The following is a 15,609-nucleotide window of genomic DNA, read 5'->3' as shown; positions in this document are numbered from 1 at the left end:
CGCGGCGGGGCTCCCTTGCGTCTGTCAGCTGCTTCACATGTCGTCACCGGGGGATACGGCGCCCCCCATTGTGGACCCTCGCGCGGACACCCCCGGTCAAGGGCCGCCACCCGGCGGCTCCCACCGGGCCGGTACGGCTTCCGCCGCTGGCGAACGGGCAGCGCGCGCGGACACATCCCGGCACCGTACGCGTTACACCACAATGGGGACCGCACGACCCGACGTTCCCCCCGACCCCAACCTGACGGGAAGGACCCGAGCGCATGGCCAACCCGGCCTCCGCCTCCGACAACGGAGGCATCGCCATCACCGAGCACCGCCTGGCCAACGGCCTGCGCGTGGTGCTCTCCGAGGACCACCTCACCCCGGTCGCCGCCGTCTGCCTCTGGTACGACGTGGGCTCCCGCCACGAGGTGAAGGGCCGTACCGGGCTGGCGCACCTCTTCGAGCACCTGATGTTCCAGGGCTCCGCCAACGTCTCCAACAACGGGCACTTCGAACTGGTCCAGGGCGCCGGCGGTTCGCTCAACGGCACCACCAGCTTCGAGCGCACCAACTACTTCGAGACCATGCCGACCCACCAGCTGGAGCTCGCCCTCTGGCTGGAGGCCGACCGGATGGGATCGCTGCTGGCCGCCCTCGACGACGCGTCGATGGAGAACCAGCGCGACGTGGTCAAGAACGAGCGCCGCCAGCGCTACGACAACGTGCCCTACGGCACCGCCTTCGAGAAGCTCACCGCGCTCTCCTTCCCCGGCGACCACCCGTACCACCACACCCCGATCGGCTCGATGACCGATCTGGACGCCGCCACCCTGGAGGACGCCCGGGCGTTCTTCCGCACCTACTACGCGCCCAACAACGCGGTGCTCTCGGTGGTCGGCGACATCGACCCCGAGCAGACCGTCGCCTGGGTCGAGAAGTACTTCGGCAGCATCCCCGCCCACGACGGCAAGCAGCCCCCGCGCGACGGCGCGCTGCCCGACATCATGGGCGAGGAGGTCCGCGAGCTGGTCGAGGAGGAGGTCCCGTCCCGCGCGCTGATGGCCGCCTACCGGCTGCCGCAGGACGGCACCCGCGAGGCCGACGCCGCCGACCTGGCGCTCACCGTGCTCGGCTCCGGCGAGTCCAGCCGCCTCTACAACCGGCTGGTCCGCCGCGACCGAACCGCCGTCTCGGCCGGCTTCGGCCTGCTGCGGCTGGCCGGCGCCCCCTCGCTGGGCTGGCTGGACGTCAAGACCTCGGGCGAGGCCACCATCGCGCAGATCGAGATCGCCGTCGACGAGGAACTGGCCCGCTTCGCCGCCGAGGGCCCCACCGCGGCCGAACTGGAGCGCGCGCAGGCCCAGATCGAACGCGAGTGGCTGGACCGGCTCACCACGGTCGCCGGTCGGGCGGACGAACTCTGCCGCTACGCCGTCCTGTTCGGCGATCCCAAGCTGGTGAACAGCGCCCTCGCCAAGGTGCTCGACGTCACCGCCGAGGAGGTCAAGGCGGTCGCCGCCGCCCACCTGCGTCCCGACAACCGAGCGGTCCTGGTCTACGAGCCGCTCCCCGCCACCGCTGACCACGACGCCGCCGACGCTGACGCCGCCGGCGCCGCCGAGGAGGACGCCGCATGAGCGCCTACGTTCCCGCCATGACCTTCCACCCGCAGCCGGAGCCCGGCACGCCCACCCCCTGGGCGTTCCCCGCACCCGAGCGCACCGCCCTGGCCAACGGCCTGACGGTGCTGCACTGCGACCGCCCCGGGCAGCAGCTGGTCGCCGTCGAGGTGCTGCTCGACGCGCCGCTGGCCGCCGAGCCCGAGGGCCTGGACGGCGTGGCCACCATCCTCGCCCGGGCGCTCAGCGAGGGCACCGACACGCTCACCGCCGAGGAGTTCGCCGGCGAGCTGGAGCGGGCCGGGGCCACCCTGGACGCGCACGCCGACCACCCGTGCATCCGGGTGATCCTGGAGGTCCCGGTCTCCCGCCTGGAGCGCGGCCTGAGCCTGCTCGCCGACGCGCTGCGGGCCCCCGCGCTGCCCGCCGACGAGATCGAGCGGCTGGTCGCCAACCGGCTGGACGAGATCGTCCACGAGCAGGCCAATCCGGCCCGGCGCGCCGCCAAGGCGCTCTACGCCGAGCTGTTCGACGCCGCCGACCGACTCTCCCGCCCCCGCTCGGGCACCGCCGAGACGGTCAAGCGGATCGACCGCGCGGCCGTCCAGGCCTTCTACGCCGAGCACGTCCGCCCCGCCACCGCCACCCTGGTGGTCGTCGGCGACCTGACCGGCACCGACCTGCCGGCCCTGCTGGAGTCCACCCTGGGCCGCTGGAGCGGCGAGCAGGCCGCCCCCAGCGGCAGCGCCGCGGTCAACGCCGACGACGCCGGACGGGTGATCATCGTCGACCGGCCCGGCTCGGTGCAGACCCAGGTGCTGATCGGCCGGATCGGTCCCGACCGGCACGACCCCGCCTGGGCCGCGCAGATCCTGGGCACCTACTGCCTGGGCGGCACCCTCACCTCCCGGCTGGACCGGGTGCTGCGCGAGGAGAAGGGCTACACGTACGGCGTGCGGGCCTTCGCCCAGCCGCTGCGCTCCGCCGCCGACGGCTCGGGCCGGGCGCTGCTGGCGATCAGCGGGTCGGTGGACACCGACTCCACCGCCCCCGCGCTGGCCGACACCTGGGCCATCCTGCGCACCCTGGCCGCCGAAGGCCTCACCGACGGCGAGCGTGAGGAGGCCGTGCAGTTCCTGGTCGGCGTCGCGCCGCTGAAGTACGAGACCGCCGGATCGGTCGCCGCCACCCTGGCAGACCAGGTGGAGCAGCACCTGGCCGACGACTTCCAGGCCGAGGTCTACCAGCAGCTGGCGGCCCTCGACACCGCCGCCGCCACCGCCGCCGTGGTGGCCGCGTTCCCGCCCGAGCGACTGGTGACCGTGCTGGTCGGCGACGCCTCGGTGATCGCCGGGCCGGTCAAGGAACTGGGCATCGGCGAGGTCACGGTCGTCACCAACTGAGGCTGACGCTCCATCAGGAGGCCTGGCGGGCGAGCCCGCCAGGCCTCCGGCGTATTTCCGTTGCGGGGCACGCGCGCGTCGTGAGTTGATGGGCACCACCGAACGGACGGAGAGGAGGCGGTCACCATGCGGGTCGAGCCAACCAGCAGGCGCAGCAGCGCTCCACGCTCCCCGAGGCCTGCCGCTTCCCCCGCCTCGCTGCGCCGCCGCCGCGCTGCCTGAGCCCGTCGCCGGGCCGCGCCTGCGGTAGCTCTCGCTACCGCGGTCTTCGTTTCCCGCGGCCCTTCGTTGCCGTAGCTCTTCGTTGCCACAGCCCTTCGTTGCCACAGTCTTCCCGGGCCACGCCGGATGCTTCGCGTGGCGGTCCTACCCTTGATCTTGTCGACCTTTGGGGGTCAGTCTCACCATGTCGTACACCGAGGTACCCGGCGCGCGCGTCCCGATCCGGATGTGGGCCGACCCGGCCACCGTCGAGGGCGCCGCGATGCAGCAGCTGCGCAACATCTCCACCCTCCCCTGGCTGCACGGCCTGGCCGTGATGCCGGACGTCCACCTGGGCAAGGGCGCCACCGTCGGCTCCGTCATCGCGATGAACGGCGCGGTCTGCCCGGCCGCGGTCGGCGTGGACATCGGCTGCGGGATGAGCGCGGTGAAGACCTCGCTCACCGCCCGCGACCTGCCCGACGACCTCAGCCGGCTGCGCTCCAAGATCGAGCAGGCGATCCCGGTCGGCCGCGGCCTGCACGGCGAGCCGGTCGACCCGCGTTCGCTGCACGGTTTCGGCACGGCGGGCTGGGACGACTTCTGGGATCGCTTCGACCAGGTCGCTCCGGAGGTGAAGTGGCGGCGCGAGCGGGCGATGCAGCAGATGGGGACGCTGGGATCCGGCAACCACTTCGTGGAGGTATGTGTAGATAAGGCCGATTCGGTCTGGCTGATGCTGCACTCCGGGTCGCGCAACATCGGCAAGGAGCTGGCGGAGCACCACATGACGGTGGCCCGCTCGCTGCCGCACAACCAGGGCATCGTCGACCGCGACCTCGCCGTCTTCATCGCGGACACCCCGCAGATGAACGCCTACCGCCAGGACCTCTTCTGGGCCCAGGAGTACGCCAAGCGCAACCGCGCGATGATGATGGCGCTCTTCCAGGACGTGCTGCGCCGTGAGTTCCGCAAGGCGAAGGTCGCCTTCGAGCCGGTGATCAGCTGTCACCACAACTACGTCGCCGAGGAGCGCTACGACGGCGTCGACCTGCTGGTCACCCGCAAGGGCGCGATCCGGGCCGGTTCCGGCGACTACGGAATCATCCCCGGTTCGATGGGCACCGGTTCGTACATCGTCCGCGGTTTGGGCAGTCTGGACTCGTTCAACTCCGCCTCGCACGGCGCGGGGCGGAAGATGAGCCGGACGGCGGCGAAGAAGCGGTTCACCACGCAGGACCTGGAGGAGCAGACCAGGGGTGTGGAGTGCCGCAAGGACAGCGGTGTGGTGGACGAGATCCCAGGGGCGTACAAGTCCATCGAGAAGGTGATGGATCAGCAGCGTGACCTGGTCGAGGTGGTCGCACACCTCAAGCAGGTGGTCTGTGTGAAGGGCTGACGTCGCATCGGTGCGTCCCGGTCAGCCCGCCCGCCGTCGCAGCAGCAGCGTGACGAAGCCGAACGCCTCCCGGTAGCCGTGCAGCCAGGCGGTGCGGTGGTCGGTGGCGGTGCTGGCGGCCTGGGCGGCGGCGGGGTGTTCGGGGTGGTCCAGGGCCCAGGCGGTGAGGGAGCCGGTCCAGGACCACTCGTAGTCGTCGAGTTCGGCGCGGGTGCTGGTGTGGCCGTGGACGGGGAGCCAGCCGGCGGTGGTGAGCAGGTCGGTGAGGGCGGGCAGGTCGCGCAGGTCGTCGGCGAGGGGGCCGAGGGCGTCGCGGGCCGCCTGCTCCGGCGGGCGCTGCCAGTAGCCCTGGCCGAGCAGCAGGGTGCCGCCGGGGGCCAGCTGGCGTTCGGCGGCGGCGAGGGCGGGGAGCAGGCCGCCCAGGGCGGGGGTGGCGCCGACGCAGAGCAGCAGGTCGTAGGGGCGGGCCGCGGTGAAGTCGGCGGGCGCCCGGTGGTGCAGGCCGAGCCGGCGGGCCAGACCCAGCTGTTCGGCGGCGACCCGGGCGTCCGTCAGGGCGGCGGGGTCGGGGTCGACCCCGTCGGCGGTCAGTTCGGGGTGGGCCGCCAGCGCGCGCAGCAGCCAGGCGCCGCTGCCGCAGCCGAGTTGCAGGACCCGCTCGTCCCCGCGGCGCACGGCGTGGCGCAGCAGTGCGGCCACGGTGTCGTCGGCGAGCGGGGCGGTGACGGGGTGGTGGGCGTGGGCGAGGCGGGAGCGCTCCTGACGGTCCATCCGCCCAGCCTGGCAGCCGCGGGCCGGATCCGCACGGGTTCGGTCCGGATCCGCACGGGTTCGGTCCGGATCGGTCCGGATCGGCCTGGATCGGGCCTGGATCGGCTCGACCCGTGCGCCGACTGCCCACGGCACGACGGGCCCTGATGATCCGTCAGATCACGTAGGCGGCCAGTACCGCGCGCCGGCGCAGGCCCAGGCGCTCGTAGAGGCGGATGGCGGCGGCGTTCTCCCCGGCCACCATCAGCCCGGCCCGGCCGTAGCGGCGCACCAGGGTGTCCAGGACCAGTCGGCAGGCAGCCTCGGCGTGCCCGCGGCCGCGGCCGTGCACCGGGTGGGCGGTGACGCCGGCCAGCAGGCCGAGGTCGGGGGCGCTCCAGGCGTCGGCGGCGAGGGCGGTGAGTCGGCCCTCGTGGTCCCGGACGCCGGCCCAGGCGCGGGCGCCGGGGCGCCCGGGGTGGGCGTAGGAGTCGGGGAAGGCCAGGTCGAGCAGGGCCGCGGCGTCGGGCAGCTCGTCGGGGGTCAGCCAGCGGGCGGCCGGGGTCGGGGCTGTGGCCGGGCGCTGGTGCTGGTTCGGGACGGAGGGGGCCGGTGCGGTCGGCGGGCCGGCGAGGTCCATCCAGAAGAACTCGGCGGCCGCCCGCAGCTCGGGTACCGCGGCCAGCAGCGAGGTCATCAGCGCGTGCTCGCCGATCGGCCGGAAGTCGGGGCCGACCTCGCGCAGCACCTGGCGGAGCAGCCGGGCGGCGGGCTCGGCGGGGCCGTGCACGGCGAGGCGGTCGCGGCAGGAGAGGGCCGGGGAGGCCACCGCTACGGCGCCGTCCAGGGTGAAGGCCCGCACGCCGGGGGCGAAGCCCTGGGCGGCCCAGCGGATGATCGGGTGGGCGCCGGGCTCGCCGAGCTCGTCCAGCCCGGCGGCGGCCGCGGTGTCGATGGTCAGTTCGCGCACCCGGCGATTGTGGCACGAGGTGTCGAAGGGCCACGAGGTGCTGGAGCGGAACGAGCACCACGACGTGCCGAAGGGGCATCCCGCGGCGATCGGGATGCCCCTTCGGAGCCGGAGCCGGAGCCGGAGTCGGGGCCGGGGCCGGGGCCGGAGTCGGGGCCGGGGGCGCGGGTCAGGCCGCGGGCAGCTCGTCCAGGCCCTCCTGGACCAGCTTGGCCAGGCGGTCCAGCGCGGCGTCGGCCTCGGGGGCGTCGGAGGCCAGCACGACCTCCTCGCCGCCCGCGGCGCCGAGCGCCAGCAGGCCGAGCATCGAGGCGGCGTTGACCGGGGCGCCTCCGGCGGCCTTGGCGATGGTGACCGGCACACCGGTGGCGGCCGCCGCCCGCACGAAGACGGAGGCGGGACGGGCGTGCAGGCCCTCGGGCCAACCGATGGTGACGCGGCGCTCAGCCATGAGACGTGCCTTTCAGGTGGTGCTGATTTCAGACATGTTGTCTAGACCATTCTGGCACGACCGGCGCGGAACCGGACGCCCGGGCAATGCCACCCTGTCGCGCGCACTCGCCAGGAGCCATCTGGCCCGCCGCCCGATAGCCTGGCCGTTGTGGACGACCCCCAGGCCCCCGCGCTCCCGGCCGACGCCTCCGACACTCCCGGTTACCCGCAGCACTGGGAGGCCGACATCCTGCTGCGCGACGGCGGTACCGCCCGGATCCGCCCGATCGTGCCCGGCGATGCCGAACGTCTGGTGGAGTTCTACGCACTGGTCTCGGACCAGTCGAAGTACTTCCGCTTCTTCGCTCCCTACCCCCGGCTCTCCGACAAGGACGTGCGGCGCTTCACCCACCACGACTTCGTCGACCGGGTGGCGCTCGCCGTGGTGGTCCGCGACCGCTTCATCGCCACCGTCCGCTACGACCGGATCGACGAGCACGGCCGGCCCAGCGAGGGCGGCACCGACGCCGAGGTGGCCTTCCTGGTCCAGGACGCCCACCAGGGCCGCGGCGTGGCCTCCGCGCTGCTCGAGAACATCGCGGCGGTCGCCCAGGAGCGCGGGATCCGCCGCTTCGTCGCCGAGGTGCTGCCGGAGAACCGGAAGATGACCAAGGTCTTCACCGACGCCGGCTACACCCAGAAGCGCAGCTTCGCCGACGGCCTGGTCCACCTGGAGTTCGACCTGGAGCAGACCGCCGCCTCGCTCGCGGTGATGCGGGCGCGCGAGCACCGCGCCGAAGCCCGCTCGGTGCAGCGGCTGCTGACACCTCGTTCGGTCGCGGTGATCGGGGTCTCGCGGACCGAGCGCTCGGCCGGGCGGGCCCTGCTGCGGGCGCTGCGCGGCAGCTTCGCCGGCCCGGTCCACGCGGTGAACAGCGCCGCCCCGCCGGGCACCGAGCTGGAGGGCGTGCCGCTGCACCGCTCGGTGCTGGAGATCCCGGGGCCGGTCGACCTGGCGGTGCTCGCGGTGCCGGCCGAGGCGATCCCCGCGGTGGTCGCCGACTGCGGTGCGCACGGGGTGCGCGGCCTGGTGGTGGTGACCGCGGGCTATGCCGAGACCGGTGCGGACGGGCGCGAGCGGCAGCGGGCGCTGGTGCGCCAGGCCAGGGCGGCCGGGATGCGGGTGATCGGGCCGAACGCCTTCGGCCTGCTGAGCACCAACCCCGAGCACCCGCTCAATGCCTCGCTCGCCCCGGTGCTGCCGGCGGCCGGGCGGTTCGGGATCTTCTGCCAGTCCGGCGCGATCGGGGTGGCGCTGCTGGAGGCGGCGCACCGGCGCGGGCTCGGCGTCTCCTCCTTCGCCTCGGTCGGCAACCGGGCCGACGTCTCCGGCAATGACCTGCTCCAGTACTGGGAGGAGGACCAGGCCACCGACGTGGTGCTGCTCTACCTGGAGTCCTTCGGCAACCCGCGCAAGTTCACCCGGATCGCCCGCCGCCTGGCACTGGCCAAGCCGATCGTGGTGGTCAAGGGCGCCCGGCACACCGGCAGCCTGCCGCCGGGGCACGCGGTGCCGCCGACCGCGAGCGGCCTGCGCGACGCCACCGTGGACGCGCTCTTCCAGCAGGCCGGAGTGGTCCGGGTGGAGACCATCACCGACCTCTTCGACACCGGCGAGCTGCTGGCCCACCAGCCGCTGCCGGCCGGCGACCGGGTGGCCGTGGTGGGCAACTCCGACTCGCTCGGCCTGCTCACCCACGACGCCTGCCTGAGCGCCGGCCTGCGCCCGCGCACCCCGGTCGACCTGACCACGGCCGCCACCGGCGAGCACCTGCGGGTCGCGCTGGAGACGGCGCTGCGCGACAGCGCGGTGGACGCGGTGATCGCGGTCGCCATTCCGCCGCTGACCACCCAGAGCATCGCGGTCGGCGAGGAGCCGGCGCTGCCCGCCACCGACCCGGCGATCGGCGAGGGCCTGCTGGCCGCCGCCGCGGTGGCCCGGCTGCTGGGCAAGCCGCTGCTGCTCACCCACCTCGCGCTGTCCGACCTCCCGGCCGTGCTGAGCGCCGGTGAGCACCCCGTCCCGGCCTACCCCGCCCCCGAGCGCGCCGTGCGCGCCCTGGCACACGCCGTGCGCTACGGCCAGTGGCGCCGCGCTGCCGAGAGCGCCGAGCAGACCGCCCGGGTCCCCGAGCTCGACCGGATCGACGCGGCGGCCGCCCGCCGCCTGGTCGGGCGCGCACTGGACTCCCGCACCGCGCAGGCCGCCCGCACCCAACCCGGCGGCGCCCGCTTCACCCTCCCGGAGGAGCAGAGCGCCGAACTGCTCGCGCACTACGGCATCGACGTGCAGCGCGCGCTGCCGGCACCCGACGAGGACCGCGCCGTGGCCGCGGCAGGCCTCCTCGGCTACCCGGTCGCGCTCAAGGCCACCGCCGCCCACCTGCGCCACCGCCCCGATCTGGGCGGCGTGCGGCTCGACCTGCCGGACGAGGACGGGCTGCGCCGGGCCCACCGCGAGGTGGTCGCGCTGCTCGGCGGAGCGGCGCGGGCCGAACTGGTGGTGCAGCGGATGGCCGCGCGGGGGGTGGACACGGTGATCGGCGCCAGCGTGGACCCGGCGGCGGGCGCGATCCTCTCCTTCGGGCTGGCCGGCGCCCCGGCCGAACTGCTCGGCGACCTGGCGCACCGGCTGATCCCGGCCACCGACCTGGAGGTGGCATCGCTGGTCCGCGAGGTGCGGGCCGCGCCGCTGCTGTTCGGCTGGCGGGGCGCGGCCCCGGTGGACACCGGCGCGCTGGAGGAACTGCTGCTGCGGGTCTCCCAACTGGTGGACGACCTGCCCGAGGTGGCCGGGGTGGACCTGGAGCCGGTGGTGGTGGCCCCGCGGGGGCTGACGGTGCTCTCCGCGCGGGTGCGGATCGCGCCGCTGCCGGTCCGCAGCGATCTGGGCCCGCGCGCCATGAGCACCCTGTAATCTTCCTGGGTTGCGCCCACACGCCAGAGCCCGCCCCCAGTTCCGGGGTGGCCGGTTCGCGCGGACGGACGGCGCAGTCCAACCCGCCGTGTAGGCGGGACATGCCAGGATGGAGTTATGGCGAAGACCGGTACCACCACCACGCAGGACCTGCGCTCGGCGATCGAGCGCAGCGGCTACTACCCCGCGCTGGTGTCCGAGGCCGTGGAGTCCGCGGTGGGCTCCGAGCCGATCAGCTCCTACCTGGTCCACCAGGAGACCACGTTCGACGCCAACGAGGTCCGCCGGCACGTCACGGTGCTGGTGCTGACGCCCACCCGGTTCGTGGTCAGCCACACCGACGAGCAGGCCGCCGACGCGGCCAGCCCGGTGCCCTACGCGACCACCTCCACCGAGAGCGTGCGGCTGGACCGGATCGGCTCGGTGGTGCTCAGCCGGATGGTCGCCAACCCGGAGACGTACACCCCGGGCCGGCTGCCGCGCGAGGTGGTGCTGACCATCGGCTGGGGCGCGGTGCAGCGGATCGACCTGGAGCCGGCCGGCTGCTCGGACGCGAACTGCGAGGCTGACCACGGCTACACCGGCTCGGCCACCGCGGACGACCTGTCGCTTCGGGTCAGCGAGGCCGGTGACGGACCGGAGACGGTGTCCCAGGCGCTGGTCTTCGCCCGGGCGCTGTCCGAGGCCACCATCAGCAGGGCCTGAGGCCCGGACGATGTCCTACCTCGCACCGCACGGCCATGACGACTTCCAGCTGCTCGACCCGGCCACCGCACCGGCGCCCGGCTACGGCAGCGGGTCGCTCTGCGACCTGCTGCCCTCGGTGGCGGCGGGCCTGGGCGTCCCGGGCTTCACCAGCACGCTGCCGATCGCCCCGGCCGACCGGGTCTGCGTCTTCCTGGTGGACGGCATGGGCTGGGAGCTGATCCGCCGCCACCCCGAGTACGCCCCGTTCCTGCACTCGCTGCTGGCCGGCTCGCTCGGCGGCACCGGGCGGCCGCTGACGGCCGGCTTCCCGGCCACCACCGCGACCTCGCTGGCCTCGGTCGGCACCGGCCTGCCGCCCGGACTGCACGGCCTGGCCGGCTACACGGTGGCGATCCCGGGCCGGGGCGAGCTGATGAACCAGCTGCGCTGGCAGCCGCCGGTCGACCCGCGGAGCTGGCAGCCCTACCCGACCGTCTTCGAGCGGGTGCACCAGGCGGGCGTGGCGGCCAGCCAGGTCTCCTCGCCGCTCTTCGCGCAGACCCCGCTGACCCGGGTGGCGCTGTCCGGCGGCGAGTTCCTCGGCCGCACCACCGGCGAGGAGCGGATGGACCTGGCGGCCCGTCAGCTCGGCTCCGCCGACCGCGCGCTGGTCTACACCTACGTCAGCGAGCTGGACGGGATGGGCCACCGCTACGGGGTCGACTCGGACGAGTGGCGGATGATGCTGAACAGCGTCGACCGGCTGGTGGTGCGGCTGGCCGAACAGCTGCCGCCGCGCTCGGCGCTCTACGTCACCGCCGACCACGGCATGATCGACATCGCGCCCGAGGACCGGATCGACTTCGACGAGGACTGGGAGCTGAGCGCGGGCGTGGCCCTGCTCGGTGGCGAGGCGCGGGCCCGGCACGTCTACGCGGTGCCCGGCGCGGCCGCCGACGTGCACACCGTGTGGAGCGAGGTGCTCGGCGACCGGATGTGGGTGGCCACCCGGGACCAGGCGATCGAGGCGGGCTGGTTCGGCCCGGCCGTCGACGACCGGGTCTACCACCGGATCGGCGACGTGGTGGCCGCGGCCCGCGACGACATCGCGGTGATCGCCTCCCGCAGCGAACCGGGGGAGTCCGCGATGACCGGGCTGCACGGCTCGATGACGCCCGTCGAGCAGCTCGTCCCGCTGCTCGAAGTCCGCACCTGACCCCGCGCGTCAGCCTGCCCGACGCCCCGCCTGCCCGACGCCCCGCCTGCTCGACGCCCCGCCTGCCCGACGACCGACCGGCTCACGAAAGGCCCACGCCTCACCCATGGCTGATCTGGTGTTCTTCTCCGGCACGATGGACTGCGGCAAGTCCACGCTGGCGCTGCAGATGAACCACAACCACGCCGCCCGCGGTCGGCAGGGGATCATCTTCGCCCGGCACGACCGGGCCGGCGCCTCCACCATCTCCAGCCGCCTGGGCCTGCGCGCCGAGGCGGTCGAGGTGACCGACGGCTTCGACTTCCAGCACTACGTGGTGCAGCTGCTCTCGGCCGGCGGCAAGGTCGACTACCTGATCTGCGACGAGGCCAACTTCTACGCCACCGAGCAGGTCGACCAGCTGGCCCGGGTGGTGGACGAGCTGGGCATCGACGTCTTCACCTTCGGCATCACCACCGACTTCCGCACCCGGCTCTTCCCCGGCTCGCAGCGGTTGATCGAGCTGGCCGACCGGGTGGAGATCCTGCAGGTCGAGGCGCTCTGCTGGTGCGGTGCCAGGGCCACCCACAACGCGCGCACGGTCGGCGGGGTGATGGTGGTCGAGGGGCCGCAGGTGGTGGTCGGCGACGTCGCGGTCAACGAGCACGAGGTCGGCTACGAGGTGCTCTGCCGCCGCCACCACCGCCGTCGGCTCACCGCCGCCACCGCCCGGGCGGCCGCCCTGTCGCCGGACGTGCTGCCCTTCGAGCGGAGCTGACGGGCCCGGGGCCGTCAGCTCCGCAGGAGCGGGCCTACGGCAGCTTCACCACCGAGAACCGCCCGCCCTCCGGGTCGGCCAGCCGGGCCACCCGCCCGTACGGGGTGTCGTGTGCCGCGACCAGCAGCGCCCCGCCCAGCTCCAGGCACTGGCGCACCGTCAGGTCCACGTCCGTGACCGCGAAGTAGATCCGCCAGCGCGGCGGTCCGTCCCGCAGGTCGGTGGTCTGCTTGATCCCCGCCACCCGGTGGCCCTCCACCCGCAGGGTGGCGTCCTCCTCGCCGCGGGCCACCGCCGAGGGGTCCGCCTCGACCACCGCGCGGCCCAGCACCGAGCCGTAGAAGGCGGCGGCCAGCGGCTCGTCCTTGGTGACCAGCTCGCTCCAGACCGGTGCGCCGGGCTCGCCGACCACCTCCCACCCGAGGTGGTCCTGCCCCTCCCAGAGGCCGAAGAAGGCGCCCGACAGGTCGGCCGCCACGGCCAGCCGGCCGGCCCCCTCGGACTGCAGCGGGCCGACCGCCACGGTGCCGCCGCACTCGCGCACCCGGGCCGAGACCTCATCGGCGTTGTCCACGGCGAAGTAGGTGGTCCACTCGGTGGGCAGCGCGGACCGGTCCGGCGCGAGGCCGATCCCGGCCACCTTGGCCCCCTGCAGGCTGGCCCGCACGTAGGCGCCCAGCTCGGTGGGGCCAGGGGTGAAGCTCCACCCCAGCAGCGGACCGTAGAACGCCTTGGCGCGTTCCAGATCCCGGACCAGCAGACTCACCCAGCAGGGCGTGCCGTGGGCCACCTTGACCTTCACCGCCGTCATCCCAGACCTCCTCGCGCGGGCGCCCGGCCCGGCGGCTCGGGCCCCAGGCAGATGGTGCCACCTGCGCGGGCGGCAGAACGGGCACCCGCGCGGAAATCATGGCAAAGAGCGCACAAAGGACCACGGAGCGCCACTTGAGGACCGCCACAGGAGTGAGTGAGGCAGCAGAATGGCGTCCATGGACGATATCGAGAACACCGCCGTGCTGAAGCCCACCGAGCCCTCGCCGCTGATCGGCGTCGAGGAACTGGCGGAGGAACTGGCCGGCGAGCGGCCGCCGGTGCTGCTGGACATCCGCTGGCAGCTGTCCGCCCCGGGCGCCGCCTCGGGCCAGGGCGGCTCGGTCGGGGCCGCGGAGTACGCGCTCGGGCACCTGCCCGACGCCGTCTTCGTCGACCTGGACCGCGAGCTGGCGGCGCCGCCGGCCGGCGCCCGGGGCGGGCGACACCCGCTGCCCGACCCCGCCGCGCTCGGCGCCGCGCTGCGCCGGGCCGGGGTGCGCGCCGACCGCCCGGTGGTGGTCTACGACGGCGGCCCGGCCACCGCGGCCGCCCGCGCGTGGTGGGTGCTGCGCTGGGCGGGCCACCAGGACGTCCGGGTGCTGGACGGCGGCATCGCCGCCTGGCGCGCGGCCGGGCAGCCCGAGAGCACCGAGGTGCCGGCCCCGGCCGAGGGCGACTTCGCCGCCGTGCCCGGCGGGCTGCCGACGCTGGACGGCGACCAGGCCGCCGAGCTGGCCCGCACCGGCCTGCTGCTGGACGCCCGCGCGGCGGAGCGCTACCGGGGCGAGGTCGAGCCGCTGGACCCCCGGGCGGGTCACATCCCCGGCGCGGTCAGCGCGCCCACCTTCGAGAACAACGCCGAGGACGGGCGCTTCCGTCCGCTCGCCGAGCTGGTGGCGCGGTTCCGCACGCTGGGCGTGGACGGGCAGCCGGTCGGCGTCTACTGCGGCTCGGGTGTCACGGCGGCGCACCAGGCGCTGGCGCTCGCGGTGGCCGGGCAGCGGGTGGCGCTCTACCCGGGCTCGTGGAGCGAGTGGTCGAATGACCCGCGGCGGCCGGTGGCGACCGGCGCCGAGCGCGGCTGACCGCGCGTCACGCGCGGGCGGCCACCTCGGGGCGGCCGCCCGCGCGTGACGGTGCGTCAGTCCTGCTTCTTGCGCCTGCTGCCGAAGACGATCTCGTCCCAGCTGGGCACGGTGGCCCGGCGGCCGGGCCGCACGCCGTCCGCCTCGGCCTGCCGGTCGGTGGTGCCGACCAGCCGCTCCCGGTGCGGGGCGACCGCACGCGGCATCAGGATGTCCGCGTACGCCGAGCCGGCGCCGACGGCAGGAGCGGCAGCGGCAGCGGCGGCTGCCGGCTCGGCGGCCTCCTGGCCCTCCTCGACCGGGGCGGCCTCGATCGCCGAGGGGCCCACCGCCAGGTCGCCCCGGAAGGCCGGGACCACGTCCAGCAGGCTGGTCAGCGAATCCCGTGCCTCGGCGGCCGCGACGGCCTCCCTGGCCGGCAGCCGTTCGGGCGGTGACATGATCCGGTCGGCCGAAGGCCGCTCGATCATCGGGCGCAGCGGGCGGTCGTGCGGCAGCCGGGCGATCCGCGGGATGAACGGGAAGACCTGCTCGTCCTCCCGTTCGACGCTCTCGCCGATCAGCGCGCGGGCTTCGTCGTCGTTCGGCTGGACCAGGCGCCGGGGCGGGTCGTACGTCCAGCTCGCGGTGCGGCCCTCGCCGTCCGAGCGGTAGGAGAGGGACACCTCCCAGGTGCCGTCGTCACGCCGCCAGGAGTCCCAGCGCTCGGTGTCCTTCTCGGCGGCGCGCAGCACCAGGCGCTCGGCCACGGCCTCGCCCAGCTGCGGACCGGTGGACTCGCCGGGGCGACGGATCGGGGTCTTGCGGGCCCGCTCGGCCATGAAGGCGCGCTCGGCCAGCACCGGACCCTCGAAGCGGCGCACCCGGTCCACCGAGATCCCGGCCGCCTGGGCGACCTCCTCGGCGGAGGCGCCGGCTCGTATCCGCGCCTGGATGTCCCGGGGGCGCAGGTGGCTCTCGACCTCGATCTCGATCTGGCCGAGGCGCGGGCGGTCACCGCGAATGGCGGCGCGCAGCCGCTCGTCGATGGGAAGGGTGTACTCCGTGCTGTCGGCAGCCTTGAGCACCAGCCGTGTGCCGTCGTTGCTGACGGCCACAACCCGCAGTTCGGGCACGGTTACCTCCCGGGTGGTGCCTGCCGACGTCACCTGCGTCGCTGCTCCCGTACTGAGTGTGGCCTGCCCACTGGCGACTTGCCACAACCTTGCAGAGTTCTCCGGTGTGTCGGACTTCCGTCCGATTGCACCGCTGTGGCACGGTGGCCTGTTCGCCGCGTCATTCTCTGACGCGGCGTCAGCTGTTCCGGCCGTTCCCC

At 74.4% G+C, this 15,609-nt stretch carries 13 protein-coding genes; 8 read left to right on the top strand and 5 right to left on the bottom strand.

Translation table 11 applies throughout. The features are described 5' to 3' along the window. Nucleotides 1-263 precede the first annotated feature (263 nt). The 3 genes from OG455_RS13170 to OG455_RS13160 all read left to right on the top strand — a co-directional run bounded on the left by OG455_RS13170 (nucleotide 264) and on the right by OG455_RS13160 (nucleotide 4,607). Nucleotides 264-1,622, top strand: a complete 1,359-nt coding sequence (locus OG455_RS13170; RefSeq protein WP_266293323.1) for a pitrilysin family protein — start codon at nucleotides 264-266, stop codon at nucleotides 1,620-1,622. Next, complete coding sequence (locus tag OG455_RS13165) at nucleotides 1,619-3,007, top strand: pitrilysin family protein (RefSeq protein ID WP_266293321.1); 1,389 nt, start codon at nucleotides 1,619-1,621, stop codon at nucleotides 3,005-3,007. The genes OG455_RS13170 and OG455_RS13165 overlap by 4 nt, the downstream gene beginning before the upstream one ends. A gap of 406 nt (nucleotides 3,008-3,413) precedes the next feature. Then, nucleotides 3,414-4,607 (top strand): RtcB family protein, encoded by a 1,194-nt coding sequence (locus tag OG455_RS13160; RefSeq protein WP_266293319.1) that lies wholly within the window; start codon nucleotides 3,414-3,416, stop codon nucleotides 4,605-4,607. 21 nt (nucleotides 4,608-4,628) lie between these two features. Here OG455_RS13160 and OG455_RS13155 read toward each other — a convergent pair whose 3' ends face one another. From OG455_RS13155 to OG455_RS13145, 3 genes are all read right to left on the bottom strand, one after another. Next, a complete protein-coding gene (locus OG455_RS13155; protein WP_266293317.1) occupies nucleotides 4,629-5,378 on the bottom strand; it encodes a cyclopropane-fatty-acyl-phospholipid synthase family protein in 750 nt (249 codons plus the stop codon). A 154-nt stretch (nucleotides 5,379-5,532) separates the two neighbouring features. After that, nucleotides 5,533-6,327, bottom strand: coding sequence for a GNAT family N-acetyltransferase (locus OG455_RS13150; RefSeq protein ID WP_266293315.1), 795 nt, complete (start codon nucleotides 6,325-6,327; stop codon nucleotides 5,533-5,535). Between the two features lie 169 nt (nucleotides 6,328-6,496). Then, nucleotides 6,497-6,778 (bottom strand): HPr family phosphocarrier protein, encoded by a 282-nt coding sequence (locus tag OG455_RS13145; RefSeq protein WP_266293313.1) that lies wholly within the window; start codon nucleotides 6,776-6,778, stop codon nucleotides 6,497-6,499. A 150-nt stretch (nucleotides 6,779-6,928) separates the two neighbouring features. Here OG455_RS13145 and OG455_RS13140 point away from each other — a divergent pair, with 150 nt between their 5' ends. The 4 genes from OG455_RS13140 to OG455_RS13125 all read left to right on the top strand — a co-directional run bounded on the left by OG455_RS13140 (nucleotide 6,929) and on the right by OG455_RS13125 (nucleotide 12,396). Continuing rightward, nucleotides 6,929-9,736: a GNAT family N-acetyltransferase gene (locus OG455_RS13140; RefSeq protein WP_266293311.1), complete on the top strand. Its 2,808-nt coding sequence runs from the start codon at nucleotides 6,929-6,931 to the stop codon at nucleotides 9,734-9,736. Nucleotides 9,737-9,853: 117 nt separating this feature from the next. Continuing rightward, a complete protein-coding gene (locus OG455_RS13135) occupies nucleotides 9,854-10,441 on the top strand; it encodes a DUF5998 family protein (protein WP_266293309.1) in 588 nt (195 codons plus the stop codon). A gap of 10 nt (nucleotides 10,442-10,451) precedes the next feature. Further along, the gene (locus OG455_RS13130) at nucleotides 10,452-11,639 is read left to right on the top strand and encodes an alkaline phosphatase family protein (RefSeq protein WP_266293307.1); all 1,188 of its coding nucleotides are present in this window, start codon (nucleotides 10,452-10,454) and stop codon (nucleotides 11,637-11,639) included. A gap of 106 nt (nucleotides 11,640-11,745) precedes the next feature. Further along, nucleotides 11,746-12,396 carry a thymidine kinase gene (locus OG455_RS13125; RefSeq protein ID WP_266293305.1) on the top strand — a complete coding sequence of 217 codons (651 nt, stop codon included), beginning with the start codon at nucleotides 11,746-11,748 and terminating at the stop codon, nucleotides 12,394-12,396. 34 nt (nucleotides 12,397-12,430) lie between these two features. Here the strand turns inward: OG455_RS13125 and OG455_RS13120 are convergent, their stop codons facing one another. Beyond that, nucleotides 12,431-13,207 carry a VOC family protein gene (locus tag OG455_RS13120; RefSeq protein WP_266293303.1) on the bottom strand — a complete coding sequence of 259 codons (777 nt, stop codon included), beginning with the start codon at nucleotides 13,205-13,207 and terminating at the stop codon, nucleotides 12,431-12,433. A gap of 178 nt (nucleotides 13,208-13,385) precedes the next feature. Between OG455_RS13120 and OG455_RS13115 the strand changes: the two genes are divergently transcribed. Then, nucleotides 13,386-14,294 carry a sulfurtransferase gene (locus OG455_RS13115; RefSeq protein ID WP_266293301.1) on the top strand — a complete coding sequence of 303 codons (909 nt, stop codon included), beginning with the start codon at nucleotides 13,386-13,388 and terminating at the stop codon, nucleotides 14,292-14,294. Nucleotides 14,295-14,350: 56 nt separating this feature from the next. Here OG455_RS13115 and sepH read toward each other — a convergent pair whose 3' ends face one another. Beyond that, nucleotides 14,351-15,442: a septation protein SepH gene (gene sepH / locus OG455_RS13110; RefSeq protein WP_266293299.1), complete on the bottom strand. Its 1,092-nt coding sequence runs from the start codon at nucleotides 15,440-15,442 to the stop codon at nucleotides 14,351-14,353. Between the last annotated feature and the right edge of the window lie 167 nt (nucleotides 15,443-15,609).

Origin of the sequence: Kitasatospora sp. NBC_01287 (genome assembly GCF_026340565.1) — a bacterium.
In the GTDB taxonomy this organism is placed as follows: domain Bacteria; phylum Actinomycetota; class Actinomycetes; order Streptomycetales; family Streptomycetaceae; genus Kitasatospora.
This window is presented reverse-complemented; position numbering and strand designations above follow the sequence as displayed.